Annotated in this window: 18 protein-coding genes; 12 read left to right on the top strand and 6 right to left on the bottom strand. The window is 58.4% G+C overall.

Going from position 1 to position 21,295, the window contains the following annotated elements:
* The first annotated feature begins 16 nt into the window (after nt 1-16).
* Nucleotides 17-1,567, top strand: a complete 1,551-nt coding sequence (locus GGD46_RS08660) for a sugar ABC transporter ATP-binding protein (protein ID WP_184703344.1) — start codon at nt 17-19, stop codon at nt 1,565-1,567.
* A 31-nt stretch (nt 1,568-1,598) separates the two neighbouring features.
* Nucleotides 1,599-2,570 (top strand): ABC transporter permease, encoded by a 972-nt coding sequence (locus GGD46_RS08655; RefSeq protein WP_184703343.1) that lies wholly within the window; start codon nt 1,599-1,601, stop codon nt 2,568-2,570.
* A 14-nt stretch (nt 2,571-2,584) separates the two neighbouring features.
* Here the strand turns inward: GGD46_RS08655 and GGD46_RS08650 are convergent, their stop codons facing one another.
* The 4 genes from GGD46_RS08650 to GGD46_RS08635 form a co-directional block, all read right to left on the bottom strand.
* Nucleotides 2,585-3,586, bottom strand: coding sequence for an acyltransferase family protein (locus GGD46_RS08650; protein WP_184703342.1), 1,002 nt, complete (start codon nt 3,584-3,586; stop codon nt 2,585-2,587).
* Entirely contained in the window at nt 3,583-4,875 is a 1,293-nt protein-coding gene (locus GGD46_RS08645) for an O-antigen ligase (protein ID WP_184703341.1), read from the bottom strand. The genes GGD46_RS08650 and GGD46_RS08645 overlap by 4 nt, the downstream gene beginning before the upstream one ends.
* Before the next feature lie 9 nt (nt 4,876-4,884).
* Nucleotides 4,885-6,159 carry a polysaccharide biosynthesis/export family protein gene (locus GGD46_RS08640; protein WP_184703340.1) on the bottom strand — a complete coding sequence of 425 codons (1,275 nt, stop codon included), beginning with the start codon at nt 6,157-6,159 and terminating at the stop codon, nt 4,885-4,887.
* Nucleotides 6,160-6,242: 83 nt separating this feature from the next.
* Nucleotides 6,243-6,923: a sugar transferase gene (locus GGD46_RS08635; protein ID WP_184703339.1), complete on the bottom strand. Its 681-nt coding sequence runs from the start codon at nt 6,921-6,923 to the stop codon at nt 6,243-6,245.
* 731 nt (nt 6,924-7,654) lie between these two features.
* Here GGD46_RS08635 and GGD46_RS08630 point away from each other — a divergent pair.
* Together GGD46_RS08630 and GGD46_RS08625 are read left to right on the top strand one after the other, a co-directional pair.
* Nucleotides 7,655-7,945 (top strand): exopolysaccharide production repressor protein, encoded by a 291-nt coding sequence (locus GGD46_RS08630; RefSeq protein ID WP_184703338.1) that lies wholly within the window; start codon nt 7,655-7,657, stop codon nt 7,943-7,945.
* A gap of 89 nt (nt 7,946-8,034) precedes the next feature.
* Nucleotides 8,035-9,042, top strand: coding sequence for a glycosyltransferase family 2 protein (locus tag GGD46_RS08625; RefSeq protein ID WP_184703337.1), 1,008 nt, complete (start codon nt 8,035-8,037; stop codon nt 9,040-9,042).
* Between the two features lie 13 nt (nt 9,043-9,055).
* On the opposite strand, the gene GGD46_RS08620 is transcribed toward GGD46_RS08625, so the two are convergent.
* Nucleotides 9,056-10,000, bottom strand: coding sequence for a polysaccharide pyruvyl transferase family protein (locus tag GGD46_RS08620; protein WP_184703662.1), 945 nt, complete (start codon nt 9,998-10,000; stop codon nt 9,056-9,058).
* Nucleotides 10,001-10,085: 85 nt separating this feature from the next.
* Complete coding sequence (locus GGD46_RS08615) at nt 10,086-11,045, bottom strand: glycosyltransferase family 2 protein (RefSeq protein WP_184703336.1); 960 nt, start codon at nt 11,043-11,045, stop codon at nt 10,086-10,088.
* A 683-nt stretch (nt 11,046-11,728) separates the two neighbouring features.
* On the opposite strand from GGD46_RS08615, the gene GGD46_RS08610 reads away from it, so the two are divergent.
* The 8 genes from GGD46_RS08610 (at nt 11,729) to GGD46_RS08575 (ending at nt 21,294) form a co-directional block, all read left to right on the top strand.
* On the top strand, nt 11,729-12,883 hold the full coding sequence (locus GGD46_RS08610) for an acyltransferase family protein (RefSeq protein WP_246806243.1): 1,155 nt from the start codon (nt 11,729-11,731) through the stop codon (nt 12,881-12,883).
* A 4-nt stretch (nt 12,884-12,887) separates the two neighbouring features.
* Nucleotides 12,888-13,691, top strand: coding sequence for a glycoside hydrolase family 16 protein (locus tag GGD46_RS08605; RefSeq protein WP_184703335.1), 804 nt, complete (start codon nt 12,888-12,890; stop codon nt 13,689-13,691).
* Between the two features lie 106 nt (nt 13,692-13,797).
* Nucleotides 13,798-15,006, top strand: coding sequence for a glycosyl transferase family 1 (locus GGD46_RS08600; protein ID WP_184703334.1), 1,209 nt, complete (start codon nt 13,798-13,800; stop codon nt 15,004-15,006).
* Nucleotides 15,003-16,001 (top strand): glycosyltransferase family 2 protein, encoded by a 999-nt coding sequence (locus GGD46_RS08595; RefSeq protein ID WP_184703333.1) that lies wholly within the window; start codon nt 15,003-15,005, stop codon nt 15,999-16,001. The genes GGD46_RS08600 and GGD46_RS08595 overlap by 4 nt, the downstream gene beginning before the upstream one ends.
* Complete coding sequence (locus GGD46_RS08590; protein ID WP_184703332.1) at nt 15,998-16,936, top strand: glycosyltransferase; 939 nt, start codon at nt 15,998-16,000, stop codon at nt 16,934-16,936. The genes GGD46_RS08595 and GGD46_RS08590 overlap by 4 nt, the downstream gene beginning before the upstream one ends.
* Nucleotides 16,933-17,958 carry a glycosyltransferase family 2 protein gene (locus GGD46_RS08585; RefSeq protein ID WP_184703331.1) on the top strand — a complete coding sequence of 342 codons (1,026 nt, stop codon included), beginning with the start codon at nt 16,933-16,935 and terminating at the stop codon, nt 17,956-17,958. Before GGD46_RS08590 ends, GGD46_RS08585 begins: the two co-directional genes overlap by 4 nt.
* Nucleotides 17,959-17,962: 4 nt before the next feature.
* On the top strand, nt 17,963-18,868 hold the full coding sequence (galU, locus tag GGD46_RS08580) for a UTP--glucose-1-phosphate uridylyltransferase GalU (protein ID WP_184703330.1): 906 nt from the start codon (nt 17,963-17,965) through the stop codon (nt 18,866-18,868).
* A gap of 83 nt (nt 18,869-18,951) precedes the next feature.
* The gene (locus tag GGD46_RS08575; RefSeq protein ID WP_184703660.1) at nt 18,952-21,294 is read left to right on the top strand and encodes a polysaccharide biosynthesis tyrosine autokinase; all 2,343 of its coding nucleotides are present in this window, start codon (nt 18,952-18,954) and stop codon (nt 21,292-21,294) included.
* The last annotated feature ends 1 nt before the right edge of the window (nt 21,295 follow it).

Genomic DNA, 21,295 nt, shown 5'->3' with positions numbered 1-21,295 from the left:
AGAGGGAGGAGACCTCATGACGAGCCTGGAAGAAATCAGCCATCGGCACGACGATACCGTCAAGACGGAAGCGAACCGCATTCCGGCAGGCTCGCCGATCCTGGAGCTTAAAGGTCTGCAGAAGCGCTATGGCTATGTCGAGGCGCTGAAACCCGCGACCGTCACGTTTCTGGCGGGAGAAATCCATGCCATCGTCGGCGAAAACGGAGCCGGAAAATCGACCCTCATCAAGCTGTTGACCGGCGTGATCACGCGGACAGCGGGAGAAATCTTCTGGTGCGGCCACCCGGTGGCGCTTGCGACGCCCAATGAGGCGATTGCCCGCGGCATCAATGCCGTGCACCAGGAAGTCGTCCTATGTCCGCATCTGACGGTTGCGGCCAATCTCTTCCTCGGCGACGAAGTCAATCGCTTTGGGCTGATGCGCAAAAAGCAGATGATCGCCATGGCGCAGGCTGTCCTCGACGATCTTGGCTTCGGCTTGCCGGCGGCCGACCTTCTAAGCTCGTTAACGATCGGCCAGCAGCAACTGGTCGCAACGGCAAGAGCGGCGATGCGCGGCACGCAGTTTCTGATCTTCGACGAGCCGACGGCCTATCTCACGCGTAAGGAATCGGCCCAGCTCTTTAAGCTGATCCGCCGCCTGCAGAGCGAAGGCGTGACGATCGTCTATATCAGCCATCGCATGGAAGAAGTCTTCGAGCTGGCGGATCGCGTTTCCGTGCTGCGCGATGGAACGCATGTCGGCACGCGCACGATCGCAGAAACCAACGAGGACGAGCTGATCAAGCTGATGATCAACCGCTCGATCGAGCAGATCTACCACAAGGAGGAGATCCCGATCGGCGAAACCATTCTCGAAACGCGCGGACTTTCCGGTCCGGGTTTCGAGAATGTCTCGCTCAGCGTCCGCGCTGGCGAGATCGTCGGGCTTTACGGCTTGATCGGTGCCGGCCGCAGCGAATTTGCGCTGGGCCTCTATGGTCGCCAGCCGATTTCTGCCGGGGAGATCCATTGGCAGGGACGCAAGGTCGACATTCGCAGCGAACGAGACGCGATGGAGCTCGGCATCGCTCTTGCGCCTGAAAGTCGCCGTGACCAGGGACTCTGCCTTAATCTGCCGATAGGTCTCAACATCAACCTCCCGGTTTTCAGGCGGCTGAGCCACGGTCCGATCATCAACAACAAGAGCGAGGCCGTCAACGCCGACAAGCAGATCCGCGATCTCAGCATCAAGACGCCGAGCCGGCGGGTATTGGTCTCCGCCATGTCCGGCGGCAACCAGCAGAAGGTGGTCATTGGCAAATGGCTGAGCCATGGCGCCAAGCTGTTCATCTTCGATGAGCCGACTGTCGGCGTTGATGTGGGAACCAAGGCGGAGATCTATCGTCTATTCGCCAAACTGCTTCGCGAGGGTGCCGGTATCATCGTCATATCCTCATATTTGCCCGAGGTTTACGAGCTTGCCGACCGGCTCCATGTCTTCCGTCGCGGCCAATTGGTCGCCAGTCATGATTTTCACGCCGCCACGCACGAGGAAGTCCTCGGCGAGGCGATCGGTGTCTGAACGATAAAAAGTCTAAAGAGGGAGAACGAGAATGGCCGCGAATACGACTGATGGCCCCACCGTTGCGCCGCGGCGCAAGATGAATATCCTCTTCAGTCTGACGTTGATCCTGCTCCTGCTGGCGCTTTGGGTCCTACTTGGATTCTGGACCGACAAGTTCTGGACGCCGCTCAACATCACCAACCTGATGCGCCAGGGGTCGATGACCGCCATTCTTGCGTTAGGTCAGACATTTGTCATCATCACGGCGGGCATTGATCTGTCTGTCGGGGCGATCGTGGGCTTCTGCACCGTCATCATCGCGTGGCTCCTTCACGCCGGGTTTCCGGTCTGGGCGGCCATCCTCATCACCCTGCTGTTCGGCGTGCTGATCGGTGCGTTCCACGGTTTCGGCATCGTGCGGATGGGCTTGCCGCCGTTCATCATCACGCTGGCGACGCTAACTTCGCTCCGCGGCATCGGCCTGCTCATTACCAACGGCTCCACGATCAACATCGTCAATGACGATTTCACCAACTTCGCGGTCGCCGAATTTCTTGGCATTCCGAGCCTGTTCTGGATGGTGATCCTGGTGGCAATCCCGGCCGTCATCTTCCTGCATCTCAGCCGATGGGGTCGCTATCTTTTCGCCGTCGGCTCCAATCGCGAGGCGGCACGCCTCTCCGGTGTCAACGTCAACGGTATGATTTACCTTGCCTATATACTGTCGGGGACATGCGCTGCCTTTGTCGGTGTTCTGCTTGCCTCGCGTATTGCGATCGGCAATGCCACTCAGGCTGACGGCTGGGAGCTGCAGGCAATTGCTTCGTCCGTCATTGGCGGCACCAGCCTGTTCGGCGCAGTCGGCTCCGTTTATGGCCCGCTGATCGGCGCCTTCATCCTAGCCACCATCAACAATGGCGCCAATCTGCTGAACCTGAATTCCTTCTGGCAGCGCATCATCACCGGCGCGCTGATCATCGTGATCGTCTATTTCGACCAGCTGCGTCGCCGACGACTGTAAGGCAATTCATTCGATCATGCTGGCGAGGGACGTGTCCTTCGCCAGCTGAAATTCCGCAATCGATTGCGCAGAGGTTTCTCAAACAGCTCATAGGCGCAAACGCCGAGTAGCGTCCCCGATATCGCAGCGACGAAGGCGACGGCATCTGATGGAATTGGCGTGGACGCAACCACCTTCACAACGACGGAAATTGCCAGTGTATGCCAGAGATAGATCGAATAGGAGGCGTTGCCCAGGTAGATAAGCGGCGCAATCTGTGGCAGGCGTCCGCTGCGCTCCACGGAAACCATTCCCAGCACCAGCGCTACCGCGAGCGGGCCACAGGTCGTCTCATCGAATGCCAGCCCCAAAATCTCGATTGCCGCAAAGCCGCAGACCGACGCAATGACGAGGGCAAGACCGAGGCCCGCGCCGGTAGAGTTTCCTTTCAGCCATAGCTGACCAAGGATGGCGCCCGCCACGAATTCGAGAATGACCGGCCTGGTATAGGTGGCAAGCAGCGGTGATTGCGGATGGAGTATGGCGCCGGCCGCGACGAAGGTGGCAAAGACAATAATCATGCCGGCCAGCCGCACGCGACGCGGCAGAAGCATGCTCGCTGCAAAGAGGACGTAGAAGAACATCTCGAAATTCAGCGTCCATCCCTGTACCAGCACCGGCCAGATCTCGCCGTTACTGGGCGACCGCACCGGAATGAACAGCAACGATCCGAAGATATGGCTGGCTGTCAATTTCATGCTCGGAAACAGCCCGACGACTGCACCCGCGATCATGATGGCCGTAACGATCCAGTAGGATGGTGCGATGCGTTGCACGCGATCGAGCAGAAAGCGTATCGGCGTCACTGGCCGGCGTACGCTCATGGTCCACATAATGAAGCCGCTGATCACGAAGAAGACGTCGACGCCGGCGGCTCCGATGCGAAAATGACCGCCGCTGCGCTCGGCTGCGTGAAACAGCACGACCGCCAACGCAGCAACGGCACGGAGATATTGTATGCCGTAGAGTGTCTTCATCGACCGGCCTCCGGCTTCCAGTTTGCTGGCGGTGCGAATTCCATCCGGTCGTAGGCAATGCGAGGATCGGCCTTTGGCGCATGCGCCCGCATCGACAGCTTTCCTGCGGTGAAATAGAACAGGAAGGAGCCGACGTGATATGGGTTCAGAATATCGATCTCGACGAAGGAGCGGATAAGAAGCAGCGCTGCGACCCCAAGGAGGACGTAGGATTCGTCATTCCTGTTGTCCCCGAGGAAGCGCCCAATGTGACCGCTGACAGCAGTCACGAGGATCGATGCAAGCAAAAGCACTCCGACCAGTCCGGTCTCAACCGCCGTCTCGATATAGGTGTTGTGAAAGTGGAAGCCTGCTCGAGAGCCGATATAGAATTCTTCCCACAGCCGCTCCGGCTCGGAAAAGCCCTGAACCCAATAGGCCTGGTAACCAACGCCGAAAAAGGGATTGAGTTGCGCGATAGCGATGCCCTGCTGCCAGAGATAGGTGCGGCCCGTAAGGGTCGAATCCTTACCAAAAAGGCCAAGAACGACATCGGCTGCGCCTAGATAGGCGCCGGCGACGATAAGGATGACGCCGGAAATGGCGACTGCGGCAAACAGTCTCTTACGCTGCTTCGGCGATAGAAAAAGAATGACACGCAGGCTGATGCAAAGCATGACGATCAAGGCGGTCGTCAGGACCGATGTTGCCGATTGCGAGGCGAGCAGGCAGTAGGCCGACAACAATCCGGCAACACCGCCGCCAATCAGCCAGATCCGCCGTTCGCCCAGGACGAAAACGGCGGCAAAGGCGAAGTAGATGCCGAGGGAGGCGTAGAAGCCGAGCTGGTTCTTGGAGTCGAAAGCGCCGACAAAGCTGTAGGTGCCATCAATGGGATCATAGGCATAATATCCGAACAGGATTGAATACAGGAGCACGATCGCCGTCCCGGCGATCGCGCCGCGTGCCAGCGTGCGGATATTGAGGGTACGAACGGCGACCAGGGCGCAGAAGATATGCGTCATATACTGGATCGATGCACGTGCAGTGACCGCGGGTACTGCCGACCAGAAGATCGACAGACACGTCAAAACGCCGAAGGCATAGAGCCAGAGCTGCTTCCGATAGCTGCCGAGCGCGCTGCGATAATCGATCAGGACCAACGGAAACCATAGAGCGTAGTAGAGCAGAATGGACGGCTGGCCGAAGCGGGACGAATAGGCGAAGACGAAAAAGGACAGCGCAACAGCCACCATGCCATAGGTGGCGTTGCTGCCCGGACGTACGAAGACCGATTTGGCAATCCGCATCGATTTTCCTTATCGCATGGCAAGGCCGGTGCTGACCTTGATAAGGTCGCCGGGCAGAACCTGCGTATTTTCCTGGGCCTGAAACTCTTTCGTCTGACCGTTGTCATCGCGAATGATCGTGTAGACGACATTCACGTTCTGCCCGCTAGGGTCCAGGTTGCTTGCATCGGCGGATTGAGCGACCGCTTCCTGCATGAGGGACTGGCTGGTGGAGAGCTTCAGCTGCAATGTTTCCAGCTGCTTGTCGGTATCCTGCATATCCTGCGCCAACGAGCCCTGCCAGTCATTGCGCAAGGTAATTTCGTCCTGGTTGGCCTTGTTGATATCCTGCTGGGCTTTCAGCGATGCCGTCTCGGTGTCGAGAAGAGTGGCTTCCAGGTCGGATGCGCGCTGTTCGGCGGAAATACGACGGGAGGCGAGCTCCAGCCCGCGTTCGGCAAGGCTTTCGACCTTGTCGCGGTCGGCCTTGGCAAGATCGAGCTGGCGGCTCTGCGTCTCGTTCTTCTTGCTCAGCGCCTCGACTTCGTTCTGCAGGAGTGTTTTCAGATCCTCCAGCGATTGCAGCTGCGTCTTCATCCGCTGGCTGCGCGTCTGCATCAATGCCTTCTCGCTTGCGAGGAGATTTGCTGCCTGCGGCAACTGCTTGAGTTCCGCTGGGGTCTCGATGTCATCCTTGCCCGTCACTTCGGCCAGCAGGCGAGCCTTGCGCATGAGCAGGCGCCCGCGTTCCGCCATGTAGACGACCGCGTCGCCTTTGGCATTGATGAAGTCACGTGCGAAGCGCTGGCCTGCATCGGCGCGGCGCATGCCGCCGCCGAGGCTTACCGCCTTGAGCACAGTCAGGTTCGGGACAAAGGGAAACTCTCCCGGGTTCTGGATCTCACCGGAAAGATAGATCGGGCGGAACTGCGACATCTCTACGGAGGCCGAGGGCCTGTCGCGCAGGCCAAACTGCTTCTGTAAGCCCAGGCCGATGGCCGCGGCGATTTCGTCCGTCGTTTTGCCCATGGCGGGCATGTCGCCGATGAAGGGGATCGAAATCGAGCCGGAAGGTCCAACCGTATAATCACCCGAAACCACCGACCAGTCGCGGACAGTGCCCTCGGCAGTCTGCCATTCAGCGACGCGCACATGCAGCTTGTCCATGACGCCCAGATGATATCCGGGAAGATTATCGGCATGGGCTGCGCCGGTTATTGCGCAGGCGCCGAAGACAAGGAGGGCCGTATATCGGACCGAGGTAAATGCGCGAGCAAGCCTCTTGGAAGGCTGAAATTCAATCATGCAGGATCTTCCCTGTTATTGGATCGCAGTCCCACGGATGTGGGAAACCGCAGGAAGCGCCCTGCGGCCACTGCTGGTCGTCATCAATAGCTGCCGCGAGACAGGCAGACGGCCGGGATTGTTTTGGCGATGATCATCATGTCGCTGCTGAGCGACCAGTTCTTGACGTAGTGCGTATCGAAGGCAACGCGGCTTTCATAAGAAACGTCATTACGACCGCTGACCTGCCAAAGACCGGTCAGGCCCGGGCGGGACTGCAGATAATAGATCGCCGCAGTCTCGTAGAGCTCGAGCTCGTCTTCCACGACGGGGCGTGGACCGACAATACTCATCTCGCCGCGGATGATGTTGATCAACTGCGGCAGCTCGTCGAGGCTGAGTTTGCGCAGCACGGCGCCGACGAGGGTCACTCGCGGGTCGTTCTGCAGCTTGCGCGTGGCACGCCATTCCTCCATTGCCTTGGGATTGGCGTGCAGGTGAGCCTGAAGGACCTTGTCGCCATTGACGACCATTGTCCGGAACTTCAGGCAACGGAAGCTCTTGCCGTTATGGCCGATGCGGCGATGGCCATAGAAGGCCGGCCCCCGATCGGAAAACTTCACCAGCATCATCAGCATCAAGAAGATGGGGCTGATGAAAACTAGGGCAGTCATTGCGGCAGAGACGTCGAAAACACGCTTTAGTACTCCACCAGTGGGCGGAAAGACATCACTTTCCGCGGCGCTGAAAAAAGCCGATGTGGCCGATCTCGTCGCAGACTTCATAGAGAAAACTCCATTCATGTTGGCGAATTGGTCGGAAATTCTCGGACGCGTAACTAGGGCTACGATGGCGGGAGTGTAGGCGGCGATTTTGACTTTTTGATCCTAACTTTTGTAGCGATATGGAATGAAGGTATATTGATACCGCATCGTTGGTGCGCCGGTTTAAATCAGGAATTCTCTATATAAGTGCTGTACTGTGCCAGGCTGCGTATAGAGACAAAGTCGATAGCTCAATCGCATTGCCAATGATGCCGTTCGAGGATCTTATAGGTATCCAAGGGCAAGCTATTCATTACCCACGGCTTATCTAGCCTTGCCATCCTCTGGGATTTTGCGTGTGCGAACTTGACTTACCATCTGGATATATTGCATTGCAGCAAGATATTGCGGCGCACATACTGAAAGCCCCGACAGTCGCACTTTGTAATAAAAGTTGATTGAATAGCGACCAAAATTGCGCCGTCACACAGGCCGATATGTATCCATAGAATTGTGTGGCTGTTGCACGGCGCTCTATGAATGCGTGCGGGAAAACGAACAAATTCAATTGTAATTATTATCGATGCGTAGTTTTAACGAGCGCGGCGCTAGGATCGTGCCAATTCGTAACGGATCATCGGGACTTGGTTGAATCTCAATGAATCATAAAATATATTTGATCTGTAGGTCTGATAGGGGAGGAAAGACCTTGATTGCTATTTTTCCAATGGTCGAGCGGGCGAGGTAACATTATGTATGCGCCGCGCGTCTTCATAAGCATGCTTGGCACGTTGGCCGTATTTGCCATCGCGACCTACTTTCTGACGAACTCTCTCGCAACGACCCTGATCGAAACGGCAATTTGCGCCGTGCTCCTGCAGGTTGGCTACTTCATCGGTGTGCTCTACCTTGTCTGGAAAGAGCGCAAGGCGCGGGATTCGTCGTTGAGCGAAGACAAGGCGTCCGCGCCCGTTGGCGAAGACGCGAAAGTCACCGGCATACCGGCGTCCAATCTCAATCGTTCCGAACCGTTCAACCCGTAACACCGTATTCCATCCTATCTTTTGCAGACCGACAGGTTGTCGGATCAATGCCACGTACTAAGTCTCCCGCAGAACCATTGGAGGCTGACGTGACCGACAGTGCAGAGAAAAGTGTCTGCGTAATCATTGCGGCGAAGAATGCCGGCGATACCATCGGGCTTGCCGTCGCATCGGCCCTTCGGGAACCGGAGGTCGCCGAAGTTGTCGTGATAGACGACGGTTCGACGGATGGCACTGCAGCCGTCGCGGCCCAGGCAGATGACGGTAGCGGCAGGCTGAACATCCAGACATTCGAGAGAAATCGCGGCCCCGCTGCTGCGCGCAACCATGCGATCGAAATATCCGCCGCTCCGTTGATTGGTATTCTCGACGCCGACGATTTCTTCTTCCCCGGTCGTTTCAGGTCGCTTCTCGCGGATGATGATTGGGATTTCGTCGCCGACAACATCGCCTTCGTCAATGCCGATACCGTGCCCGAGGCTCACAACAGGCTCGACCATTTCGACGCCAGGCCCAGGTTTCTCGATCTTGCCGGCTTTGTCGAGGGCAACATCTCCAAGCGCGGTGTCCGCCGCGGCGAGATTGGCTTTCTGAAGCCGCTCATGCGCCGTTCGTTCCTGAATGCACATGGGCTGCGATACAATGAAGCGCTGCGCCTGGGAGAAGATTATGATCTCTATGTCCGTGCGCTCGCCAAGTCGGCGCGCTATAAAATCATTCACAGCTGCGGCTATGGCGCGGTCGTCCGCGGTGACTCGCTGAGCGGCCGGCACAGAACGGAAGATCTGAGACGGCTCTACGAAGCGGATCGATCGATCCTTGCAAAGGAGGGGCTCTCACACGGCGATGCTGCCGCGATCCGCCGCCATGAGCGACACATCCGTGATCGATACGAACTGCGCCATTTTCTGGATATTAAATCTCAGTCGGGCCTCGTTGCCGCGGCCGGCTATGCGCTTGCCCATCCCTTTGCCGTTTCCGCCATAGCCAGCGGAATCCTGGCCGACAAAACCGAGCGCTTCCGCAAGAGCGGCTCACCGATCGCGCATTCGGGGGCGAACGGCCTGCGCTATCTTTTGCAGGCCGCTCCGGATTAATTCCTGCAGGAAATTAGAGGTAGTCGCGGCGCACGCCCGCGATCACCTCCATCAAGCGTTCCTTGCAGGCCGCCAATGCTCCGTCTTTGCTCAGCTGCGGCTTTGCTTTGCTGGCTTGCCACAGAGCAAGCGTAGAAGGCATGGCGAGTGCCTGCTTGGCCATCGACCGCAGAGGCGTCTGTTCGGGATCGGCGAGCAGAACCGTTTCCCCCTGTCGCGGCTTTTCCAGCTCCGCTGCCGCCTGCTTGTTGCGTTCGAAACCGACGCCCCAGAACTTGGCGCCCTTGGCGATTGCTTCGGCGCGGGTCGAGACCGGGATGTGTTTCGGCGCGTAGGTCACACCGAGCGAACGTGCCCAATCATTCCACTTGAAGCTATTGATCGAGCGCGACGAACTAACCGCAATCCACGGCACGCGGAACGCATCGGCGAGGATTGCGCCATGCATCGATTCCGCGACGACAAGCTCCGATGTTGCAAGCTCGCGGATAACCGCTTTCGCCTCACCGCGAGGGTCGAGATAGGAAAGTCCCACAGTCTTGCAGATCTCCGGCCAAAGACCGGCGGCGGCCGACTCCCAATGCGGTATGAAGGTGCGTTTTCCTGTTTTCGGCAGGTTCTGGAACTCCGGCATCTCCGTTACAAGCACGGCTGGGTCGACAATACCCATTTCTGTGGGTAGGCCGGCCTTTTGCGCTGTCAGCGGACCGCGTACACAGCGGACATCCCATTGCGACCGGTCGCTGATGTCGGGAAGCGAGCCATAGCCGAAGCCGCTGCCGATCACCAGTTTACGGCCCTCGGCCGGCAAGATCTCCGTGTTGAGGACGGTGCCGACGCCGACCAGCAAGGTATCTTCATGGGTGTCGCGAAGGCCGGGGAGTAGAAAATCCCAGAGCCAGAGATTGAGGTCGTCACCGAAATTACCATGGGTGGATTCCCAGTGGAACGGCTTCATGAAGGACTCCTTGCTGATCCAAATGATAGCGGGCATGCCGATGGCTCATCGTCGCGGCATGGGCAGGTTATGCTGCGGTGCAAAACTAGGGCGCGAGTTTGCCCACGGCAAGCTGCATGGCGCTCTGTAAAATTGCCGGATCGCGCAGCGCCCATTTGGCCAGCAGCGCGAACTGCGGCATTTGCCGGCGTTTTACCTGCCGTGCCTGGCTCCAGAGCGCCTGGCGGCGAGCGCGATTTTTGTAGAGCCGGATAGCGGCAACATCCTGTGGCCGGCGCGAAAATCTCTGTTCCAGAGTGTTAAGCGCCGTCCAGGTGTTGAACTGCTGGCGCAGGAATTGCGGCGAGTCATTGTCGATGCTGTGAAAAATATTCACGCCTTCCCCACGCAGAGCGCCCGCGTCCTCGCATAGCAGCACCCGCTTGGCGGCCAGGATGCAATCGCAGAAGAAAAGCACGTCCTCTGCCGCCAGCCGCAAAGTCGGCTCGAAACGGATCTTTTCGATGAGAGGACGCCCGATCACCATGCAGGACATATGCAGGAAACTCCAGTCCTGCAGCATGACGCTGGCAATATTCGGAATTTCGACGACAGACGGCTTATCCGACAATCGCAGCGTATCGGTCGATTTCCCGAGTTCCGCGATGCTGAAGTGATAGTAGAATTCCTTCCCGCCATCGATGGAGTCCCAATAGCAATCCGCCTTGTAGTGGGTCAGCGTTCCGAAGGCGTTGCTCAGATGCTCCGGCGCCCATTCGTCGTCGGAGTCGAGAAACGCCACGAACCTGCTCTCGGCTGGCACGTTGTTCAAGCCCGTGTTGCGGGCGCCCCCGGGGCCGGCATTGGCCTGGCGGATCACCCGTATGTGCTTTCGCTCCTTGCTGCTCAACGATTGCAGCTCGGTTTCCGCCGGAAGCGGCGATTCATCGTCAACGATGAGAATATCGAAATCCTGAAACGTCTGCCGGGAAATCGAACTCAAGGCACGCTGCAGAACGCCGGTTTGTTTCTGGTAGAATGGAATAACAATCGTGATGGACGCCATTTCCCACCTTTACGGTTTCGATTCAGGGGCTTGTGGTCTCGTCTCATGCAGACGTGACCGCGGCTCTTCGGCTGCACCGACCGCCAATGCGTCGTTGTTTATCCGCTTGCGGGCGCCGCCGTGACGCCAACAGGTAGCGTTCAATCGACACGTAGCAATGTCGGCTATGACGATTTCTCGAACTTTATCGATCTTCCGTGCCGGTCACGTCTTAAGGATTTGGCGCTGCTCTCCTGCGCGCGCCATCTATTGCGGGCGAGCCGTTCGGACGCTTCGGCACCAGCAAGATGTCGATATGTGCATCCATGAGAAGAATAGCGCGTCTCAACCTTCCCACAGGAATTGTAGTGGTGCCGCATTTTGGTCATGCTTTGCTTCCCATGTTCTGCTGCGCCGCAAAAAAAGTTTCACCTTTCGGAAAAAAATCATGCACGCCGAAAACAACCCTCTGAGCAGGGTTCTGAAATAATGAAGATTGCTTAAATACCTTTCTTCACAAGGGTTTTTCCCATCCTAAATCGATTGTTTCGCCTCCAAAGCGCGCCTGGATACCATCTCAGAGACATCACGCGACGTCGCTTTGCGCTGATTTTTGCTGCGATGCCGTATTTCCTTTCCAACGAGCGCCCTAGGTTATCGTCTGCGAGCTTTGCTCTGCTCTCATTGAAACGGCTGCCAGGGGGATGCGGCCCGAAGAAGGGGTGACAGACATCGTGAACGTGACTGCAAACGTGTCTCTGCGGATAAACCTTATGCGTATCGTGCTAATCTCGGGCATCGTCTTTGTCCACATACCGTTCGATACGAATAGCAGCCCATTTGATGGAGCTTATGGTCTTTTCGATTGGTTGAGGGTGTTTCTGCGTGAGAGTTTGTTTCGAGTTGGAGTTCCTTGCTTGAGCGCTATTTCCGGTTATCTATTGTTTCGCAATGGATCGGCGTCGATAGAGTATGGAAAGACGATCCGTCGTAAGACGAAGACAGTGATGCTGCCGTTTTTCCTGTGGAACTGCGCCTTCTTTATATTCGCACTGACACTTCAGTATTACGGAATAGGAGATGGGTTTCTGCCGGATCTATCGGAAGCAAGCCCGCATACACTATCGACCCTTCTGTTTGCGATCGATGGCACACCGATCAATCTGCCGCTCTATTTCCTGCGAGATTTGTTCGTTTGCATATTGCTGTCTCCTCTGCTGGCGTTTCTTATCCGTCGCGCGCCGTTGCTGACTCTAAGCTTTCTGCTGCTGCTTGCGGCCTGGCCGATATCTATCGGTATCGTTCTGCGGAATTCGATCCTGTTCAGCTTCAGCTTCGGTATCTATTTGAGCCTCCATCGTATCGACGTGACGATCATGGATCGCTATGCCGCCTTGATCGGGCCAGTGTTTCTCGCGCTTGCCGCGCTTCTGGCGACCGTTGCTTATAAGGCCGGCCCGGGCTTGCCGCTATGGCTCGAGGTTTGCCGCAATCTGATGGTGCTTGTAGGGATTCCAGGCTTCTGGGCGCTGTCGGCACTCTTGATCCGCAGCCGCGTCGGGCAGGGTCTGGCAGCAACCGGCGGATTGAGTTTCTGGATCTTTTGCGCCCACTATCCGCTGCTGTTCTGTCTTTGGGTTCTGTGGAACCGCGGCGGCAGCGATCTCTACCCGGTTTTCTACGTTCTTGCGGCTGCTCTCGCTTTGCTGCTGTTGCCCTTGACCAACGGCATGGCGCGTAACGCTCTGCCGAGCTTCTACAATCTGCTGACTGGCAGCCGAGTTCGGCCGCTGGCGGCGGCCCATACCGTCCAGAACCGCAGCGCCGACGATCGGCGTGTGCGTTCCGAGAAAAGGTGATGCCATGACGACGTCTAAAAGCCACATGCGAGTATTTGGCCTTGTCTCCATCGCTCTCATGAGCGCCTCCGCCCTGCCACAGGTGGGGTTGGCACAGGATGCTCAATCGACAGGCGCATCCTTCGTCGACAATTTCCAGCGCCTGGATACTAGCCGTTGGTATATCTCCGATGGCTGGAACAACGGAGCGCATCAGAATTGCACCTGGTCGCGAAAGCAGGTGAGCATCAAGGACGGGATGCTGGAACTGGGCTTCGTGCATGCGAAAACGGGTGAGCGCGATTACGCCTGTGGCGAGATCCAGACGATGAAGCGCTATGGTTACGGCACCTATGAGGCGCGCTATCGCACCGCGACCGGCTCGGGCCTGAACTCCGCCTTCTTCACCTATATCGGCCCTGCCGACAAGAAACCCCATGACGAGATCGATTTCGAAGTCCTGGGCAAAAATGTCGGCCAGGTGCAGGTCAACCAATATATCTCGGCCAAGGGCGGCAATGAGAAGCTGGCCCCGGTCGCCGGCGGTGCCGATCAGGGCTTCAATGACTATGCCTTCGTCTGGGAGAAGGATCGCCTGCGCTATTTCGTGAACGGCAAGCTCGTTCAGGAAGTTACCGATCCCTCGAAGATACCGACCAATGCCCAGAAGATCTTCTTCAGCCTTTGGGGCACGGATACGCTGAGCGGCTGGATGGGCAAATTCGCCTATAGCGGTGAGCCGGCGACCATGCAGATCAAGCGTGTCGCCTTCACCGCTCCGGGAGAGAAGTGCCTGTTTCCGGAATCGATCACCTGCAAGCTCGATTGAGCCATATCGGCCGCCTCGGGGGCTGGGCGGCCGGTTACGATGCCATGATGCAACACCAACCACACCATGCGCCCGGTTCATGCCGGTCGCGAAAACGGGACTTTTGATGCTGCATATTCTATATTTCGTCCACGATCTTGCCGATCCTGCCGTGCGCAGGCGGGTGCTGATGCTGCAGGCCGGTGGGGCGCTGGTAACGCTGGCGGGTTTCCGGCGCGACGACAACGCGCTTGCCGCCATTCATGGCATTGAGCCGATCGAGCTTGGCAAGACGAAAGATGCTCAGTTTGGCCAGCGCATCACCGCGATCGCCAAATCGGCGATGAAACTGCGCAGCGCCTTGCGTTCGGTCGCCCGGCCCGATGTCATTATCGGCCGCAATCTGGAAATGCTGGCGCTTGCCGATCGCGCCAAGTCGATCTTTGGCGGCGACATGCCTGTCGTCTACGAGTGCCTCGATATCCATCGGTTGCTGCTGCGCGACGACTTGCTGGGCGGCGCGCTTCGTGGTGCCGAGCGCCATTTCGGCGCAGGCGCAGCCCTGCTCATCACCAGTTCGCCAGCCTTCGTGGAGCGCTATTTCCGTCCTCGTTCCGGCCTGAAATTGCCGTTCATGTTGCTCGAGAACAAGGTTCTCTCGATTGAGACTGCCGCGCGGGAAGTCGCGCCCATGGCGCGACCACCAGCAGGTGGCAAACCATGGAAGATCGGCTGGTTCGGCGCGTTGCGCTGCCGCAAGTCCCTGGCTTTGCTCGATGAATTTTCGCGGCGGATGGACGGACGTTTCGAAATCGTTCTGCGGGGCCGGCCGGCTCGCTCGGAATTTGCCGATTTCGATGGTTTTGTGCGCGACGCGCCCTTCATGAATTTCGCTGGCGCCTACAGGAATCCAGAGGATCTTTCGACGATCTACAATGATGTCCAGTTCTCCTGGGCGATCGATTTCTTCGAAGAAGGACTAAATTCGAGCTGGCTGCTGCCGAACCGTCTCTATGAGGGCGGGCTCTATGGCGCCGTACCGATTGCTGTTGATGGCACGGAAACCGCCCGGTTTCTGACCACTCGAAGAATCGGGCTCGCGCTCGAAAAGCCGGATGCGGATCACCTCGTTGCGCTTTTGGGTGCAATGGACGAGCAGCACTATCTCGCCGCCTTCAACGCCGTTGCGGCGCAGGATCGCAAGCAATGGATGATTGATCGGGCCGACTGTCATGGGCTGGTCCACAGGCTGGCCGCCCTGACGCGCAGCAATGAGCAGAGCATAGACGTAAAGGCCCTCCCGCAACTGCATCGCAATAGAGGTGGATTGCAATGACGACTGAAAATTCAAGGGACATGCATTGTGTGATCGTCATTCCTTGCCTCAACGAGGAACGGCACATAGAGCCGCTGATCGGCAAGCTTAAGCAGGCTCTGGATGAGCTCGATGCCCGCATCGTGGTTGCCGATGGCGGCAGCAGCGACCGGACGCGCGATATCGTCAGGGAAATCGCCGCGCGTGATCCGCGCGTGCTGCTGATCGACAATCCGAAGCGGCTGCAAAGTGCCGCGATCAATCTCGCGATCGAGACCTTCGGCGACGGTTACGAATATTTCATCCGCATCGATGCCCATGGCGACTATCCGGACGACTATTGCCAGACGCTGGTGCGGGAAGCCGGCGCTACCGGGGCGGATTCCGTGGTTGTCGCCATGCGCACCATGGGCTTCAGCGCCTTTCAGAAGGCAACGGCAGTCGCGCAGAACTCCAAGCTCGGCAATGGCGGCTCGAAGCATCGAGAGGGAGCGAAGGGGCATTGGGCTGAGCATGGGCATCATGCATTGATGCGTGTTGCGGCCTTCCGCGCCGTCGGCGGATATGACGAAACCTTCAGCCATAACGAGGATGCCGAGCTCGACTACCGGCTTCACAAGGCTGGCTATCGGATTTGGCTCACCGACAAGACGGCGATGACCTACTATCCGCGGGCGAGCATCTCGACGCTCTTCAAACAATACCTCGGCTACGGCCGCGGCCGAGCCCGCAATATCCTCAAGCATCGCAGTATGCCGAGCTTGCGCCAGATGTTGCCACTTGCCGTGGTGCCGATCTTCATCGGCGCTTTCCTGGCGATCCTTAACTGGATCGCCGTCATTCCGGTGAGCCTCTGGGCCGTCGCCTGCATCGCCTATGGTTTCTGGATCGCAGTCGGCCAGAAGAATCCTTATGGGCCACTGGCCGCTATCTCCGCCATGGTCATGCATTTCGCCTGGTCGATGGGTTTCTGGATGGAAGTGCTGAGCTTTCGCAACCGCAGGGTCGCGTCATGACACAAGCTCTCCGTCGCCCGATAAGAATTGACATCGCCGTCTGCACCTATCGCCGCGCAGAGCTGGATCAGACATTGCTGTCGCTTGCCGCTTTGAGCATTCCAGCCGGCGCGCTGGTACGCATTGTCGTGGCCGATAATGACGTGACGCCGAGCGCGCGCGATCGTGTCGATGCGATCCGCTCGGCGGTTCCTTTCGAGATCGCCTACGTGCATTGCCCGGCATCGAACATCTCGATCGCCCGCAATGCATGCCTCGATCACGCAAATGGCGATTTTGTCGCCTTCATAGACGATGATGAGACGGCGTCGGAAGATTGGCTGTCGGAATTGCTGGTGATGGCCGATACGACCGGTGCTGATGCTATTCTCGGGCCAGTGCAGGCGATTTACGCGAATAGCGCGCCAACCTGGATGCGCAATGGCGACTTCCACTCTACATTGCCGGTCTGGGTCGCAGGCGAAATCCGCACGGGCTATACCTGCAATGTCCTGCTGCGCCGCAGCGCACCCTCGCTCGTTGGCCGTCGCTTCAACATCGCGCTTGGGCGCACGGGCGGCGAAGATACCGAGTTCTTTTCCCATATGCACCAGGCTGGCGGCAGGATCGCCTATGCCGAGGACGCGCTGGTGCAAGAACCAGTTCCCAGCAAGCGCGCCACGGTTGCCTGGCTTGCCAAGCGCCGTTTTCGCATGGGGCAGACCCACGGACGGATGTTGCTGGAGGGCAGGGCGAGCGGTCGGCATTGGCGAGCGATCGCGCTTGCCGGCACCAAGGCCGCCTATTGCTTCGGTGCCGCAGCGCTGCTCGCCGTATCTCCCGTCAAGCGGCATCGCTACGGCTTGCGCGGGATCATGCATGCCGGTGTCGTCAGCGGCCTTTTTGGAGTTCGCGAGATCGAACAATACGGAAATCTGGAGAAGGCACCGCAATGACGGATTTCATCCCCGATGTCAGCTTCGTCATTGCAGCCTACAATGCGGAGGAAACGCTTGAACGCGCCATCGATAGCGCACTTGCCCAGGGCGCTGTCAGCATGGAGGTCGTCGTCGTTGACGACTGCTCGACCGACAGCACGCGTGAGATTGTCAGTAACCATCCCGATCCGCGTGTCCGTCTCGTCGCCATGCCCCGCAATGGCGGCCCGGGAGCCGCCCGCAACGCAGGTCTTGATGCTGCTCGCGGGCGCTGGGTGGCGGTGCTCGATTCCGACGATGCCCTTCGTCCGGATCGCATGGCGCGGCTGATCGCCAGAGCAGAGAAGGCAGACGCGCAGATCGCGGTCGATAATCTTGATGTCATCCGCGAGGATGTCGGCACGACATTGCCGATGTTCCCTGAGGCGATGCTGTCCCGCCTGCCGTTGCTGACGCTGGCGAAATTCATTGCCTCGAACATGATTTTCGCGTCCGAGCACAATTTCGGTTACATGAAGCCGGTGTTCCAGCGCGCGTTCCTGGAACAGCATCGTCTGCGCTTTGACGAGACGTTGAGGATCGGCGAGGACTATACCTTTCTTGCTTCCGCACTTGCCCGCGGCGGTGTCTGTGTCGTCGAGCCGACAGTCGGCTACCTCTATTACATTCGCGACGGATCGATCTCGCGTGTCCTGAAGAAGGAGCATGTCGATGCGATGCTCGCCGCCGACGCACGGTTCTTTGCCGAACACCCCTTCGGGGCCGCAGCTCTCGCCGCTCAAAGGCGACGAACACGCAATCTGAAGGAAGTCAAGGCGTTCCTGATGCTGGTCGACAGCATCAAGGAGCGCGAGCTTCCCGCGATCCTCAAGATCGCCTGCCTCAACCCACGCGCAGTCCGACATCTGAGCATGCCGGTTGCCGCCCGTTTTCGCCGTCTGGCCGCGTCTCTTCGGAGCGGCCGCCAGCCGACATCAACCCCTCAACTCTCCTCGCCCCTGCCCGAAATGGGCGCAGGCCCTCACTCTAACAAAGGATAGAGCCATGGACCCCAAGCACCGCGTGAGAAAAGCAGTCATTCCGGTTGCCGGCAACGGAACCCGTTTCCTGCCCGCGACAAAGGCAATGCCAAAGGAAATGCTGACGATCGTCGATCGTCCGGTCGTGCAGTATGCCGTCGATGAAGCCATCGAGGCCGGCATCGAGCACATTGTCTTCGTCACCAGTCGCAACAAGTCGGCGATCGAAGATCATTTCGACGATACGCCGGAGCTGATTTCATCGCTGCAGAAGGCCGGCAAGAGCCATCAGGTCAGTGAGCTGGAACGTCTTCTGCCGCGGCCGGGTGCCGTCAGCTTCACGCGCCAGCAGGCGCCGCTCGGCCTCGGCCACGCGGTCTGGTGTGCCCGAGATCTGATCGGCAACGAGCCCTTTGCGCTGCTTTTGCCCGACATGCTCTGCTATGGTATGCGCGGCTGCATGGCCGGCCTCATGGACCTTTATAACGAGACTGGCGGCAATATCGTTGCGGTCGAGGAATGTGCTCCGGAGGAGACGTCGAAATACGGCATTATCGGCAAGGGCGCGGCTGTTCGCCATGGCTTTGCTGTCACCAAGATGGTCGAAAAGCCGCATCCGTCTGAGGCGCCTTCAAACTTTTACCTCAATGGCCGTTATATTCTTCAGCCTGAGATCTTCGATATTCTGGCCCGCCAGGAGCGCGGCGCCGGCAACGAGATCCAGCTGACCGACGGGATGCTGCGCCTTTCCGAGACGCAGTCCTTCCATGCCCAAGTCTATAACGGACGCACATTCGACTGCGGATCCAAGCACGGCTTCATCGAAGCGAACGTCGCTTTTGCGCTCGCTCGCTCCGATATTGGCGGCTTGGTCTATGACTCGATCCGCAACCTGGTCGTCTCGCACGAAGCGCAGATGACCGCCGCTTAAGCCTGTTCACATTGTGGCCTGCGGCCGAGAGGCTGCAGGCCATGGCTATTGTTCATTCAGGCTTCTTCGACAAGGTGGTCGCCATGCATCAGAAGAATTTCACTTTCCACAGCACTCCTTCGCAAGGAGAGCCGCAGGATAGCTTCATAGACCTCGATAAGCTGATGGCGGTCGTGACACGTCGCATCCGCACGATCCTCCTTGCTATGGCCGCATTCGTCATTCTGGCGGTGGCCTATTTGCTCACCGCCACATCGAGCTACACGTCGCAGACGCAGATATTGCTCGATGAAACGATGACGAAATATGCGGAAGACCAACGACCCGCCGCCAGCGGCCAGCAGGCGGATATGGAAATCGCCAGCGCGGTCGAGATCCTCAAGTCGAACGAAATGGCGCTCCGCGTTGTCGACCAGGCTGGCCTCGCCGATGACAACACGCTGCTCAATCCGCCGGTTTCGCCGGCAGCCTTGCTCAAATCCGGCGTCGGCTTGATCGTCAGTGTCTTTACGCCAGGTCGCACGCCGATGACGCCGGAAGAGCAGCGTGAAGCGCAGCGCCAGAAGGTGGCCGCAGTTCTGCAGGACAATCTCAAGGTCGAGCGCGTCACGCGAAGCTCGGTCGTGGCCGTATCCTTCTCTTCGACCAACAAGCTGCTGGCTGCCAAAGTCACGCGTGCCTATGCTGATGCCTATCTGACCGACCAGTTGAATGCCAATTTCGACGCGACCGAGCGTGCCTCCGTCTGGTTGCAGGAGCGCCTTAACGATCTGCGTCAGCGCGCCCAGGAAGCATCACTCGAGGTCGAGAAATACAAGGCCGAGAATGGGCTGACATCGACCGGCGGCGAGCTGATGTCGGAGCAGCAGATTTCGGATTTAAACAAGCAGCTGATCATCGCCCAGGCGGATACCGCCAGTGCTGCGGCGCGTTACAACCAGTATAAGTCGATCATCGACCAAGGCCCGGACAACGCTGTCAAGAATGCGACGATTTCGTCTAACACAACCGATAACTCGGTGCTGCAGGATCTGAAGACGCGTTACCTTGCCGTGGAAAAGCGCGAGCAGGATGTCACGCAGAATTTCGGAGCCCAGCACCCGCAGGCCGTCGCGCTCAAGGCTGAACGGCAGGATATTACCCGGCAGATCTATCAGGTCCTTCAACAGCTTACCGCCAGCTACAAGAACGAGCTTGACGTGGCACAGTCGCGCTCGGCATCGCTGCGCGAAAGTATTGAGAATGTCGTCGGCAAGAATTCCGAAGCCAACAAGTCGCTGGTGCATCTGAACGAGCTGAACCAGAAGGCGACGGCGCTGAAGACGCTTTATGAATCCTATCTCGGCCGTTTCGAAGAAGCGACCCAGCAGCGTTCCTTCCCGATTGCCAAGGCCCGCGTCATCTCGGTTGCCGGCGTGCCGACATCGCCGTCGAGCCCGAAGAGGACGCTTGTCATGGCACTTTCGGTCATCATTGGCCTGATGGCCGGCTGTGGATTGGCTGCCTTGCAGGAGTTCCGGGATCGCTTCTTCCGTGTCGAAGCCGATGTGCGCTCCGCACTTGGATTGAAGTTCCTGGGCTATCTGCCGCTGCTTGGTCAGCAGGGCAAGAGCACGAAAAAGAAACGCAAGACCAATGTCGGAGCGGATCCGGCAACGGCGGAAGAGCCGGAAAATGGTGTCGCCTTCGAGCGTATCATGCGCATATCGGTCGAAGCCCCGCGCTCGATTTTTGCCGAGACTTTGAGAAATGCCAAGCTCGCCAGCGACGTGATGTTGCAGGGTCGTGCCGACCGCGTCATCGGCGTCGTCTCGGCGCTGCCGGGCGAGGGCAAGTCGACGACAGCCGCCAATTTTGCCGCCCTGCTTGCCAGCAGCGGCAAGCGCACGCTGCTCATCGATGCCGACTTGCGCAATCCGGGTCTTAGCCGAACGCTGAAGTCGCCGCCGCAGGCAGGCTTGATCGAGGCCGTGCTCGGTGAAGTGCCGTGGACGAATGTCGTAAAGGTCGATCCGCGCACCAAGCTCGCCATTCTGCCGGTCGCCGTCCGCGATCAATTGCTGCACACCAGCGAGCTTCTGTCCTCGCAGGGCATGCAGCATCTGATGGAAAATGCACGCAAGATGTTCGACTACGTGGTCGTCGACCTTGCACCTCTCGGTCCGGTGATCGACGCGAAAGCCTTTGCGCCGCAGGTCGATGCCTTCCTGCTGGTTACCGAATGGGGTGCGACGCCGACCAATCTGGTGCGTGACATTCTGGAACAGGAGCCGCAGATCAGTTCGCGCATTCTCGGCGTCATCCTCAACAAGACCGACATGTCGGAACTGCCGCGCTACAGCGATTTCGGCGGAACAGAACGCTATCGCCAGAAATATGTAAGCTATTACACGGAGGCGCAGCCGCGCGCTCAGGTGGATGCGTAAG

Origin of the sequence: Martinezella lusitana (genome assembly GCF_014207095.1) — a bacterium.
Classification (GTDB): Bacteria; Pseudomonadota; Alphaproteobacteria; order Rhizobiales; family Rhizobiaceae; genus Rhizobium; species Rhizobium lusitanum_B.
The sequence above is the reverse complement of the archived record's forward strand: the minus strand, read 5'-3'. Positions and strand labels throughout refer to the sequence as shown.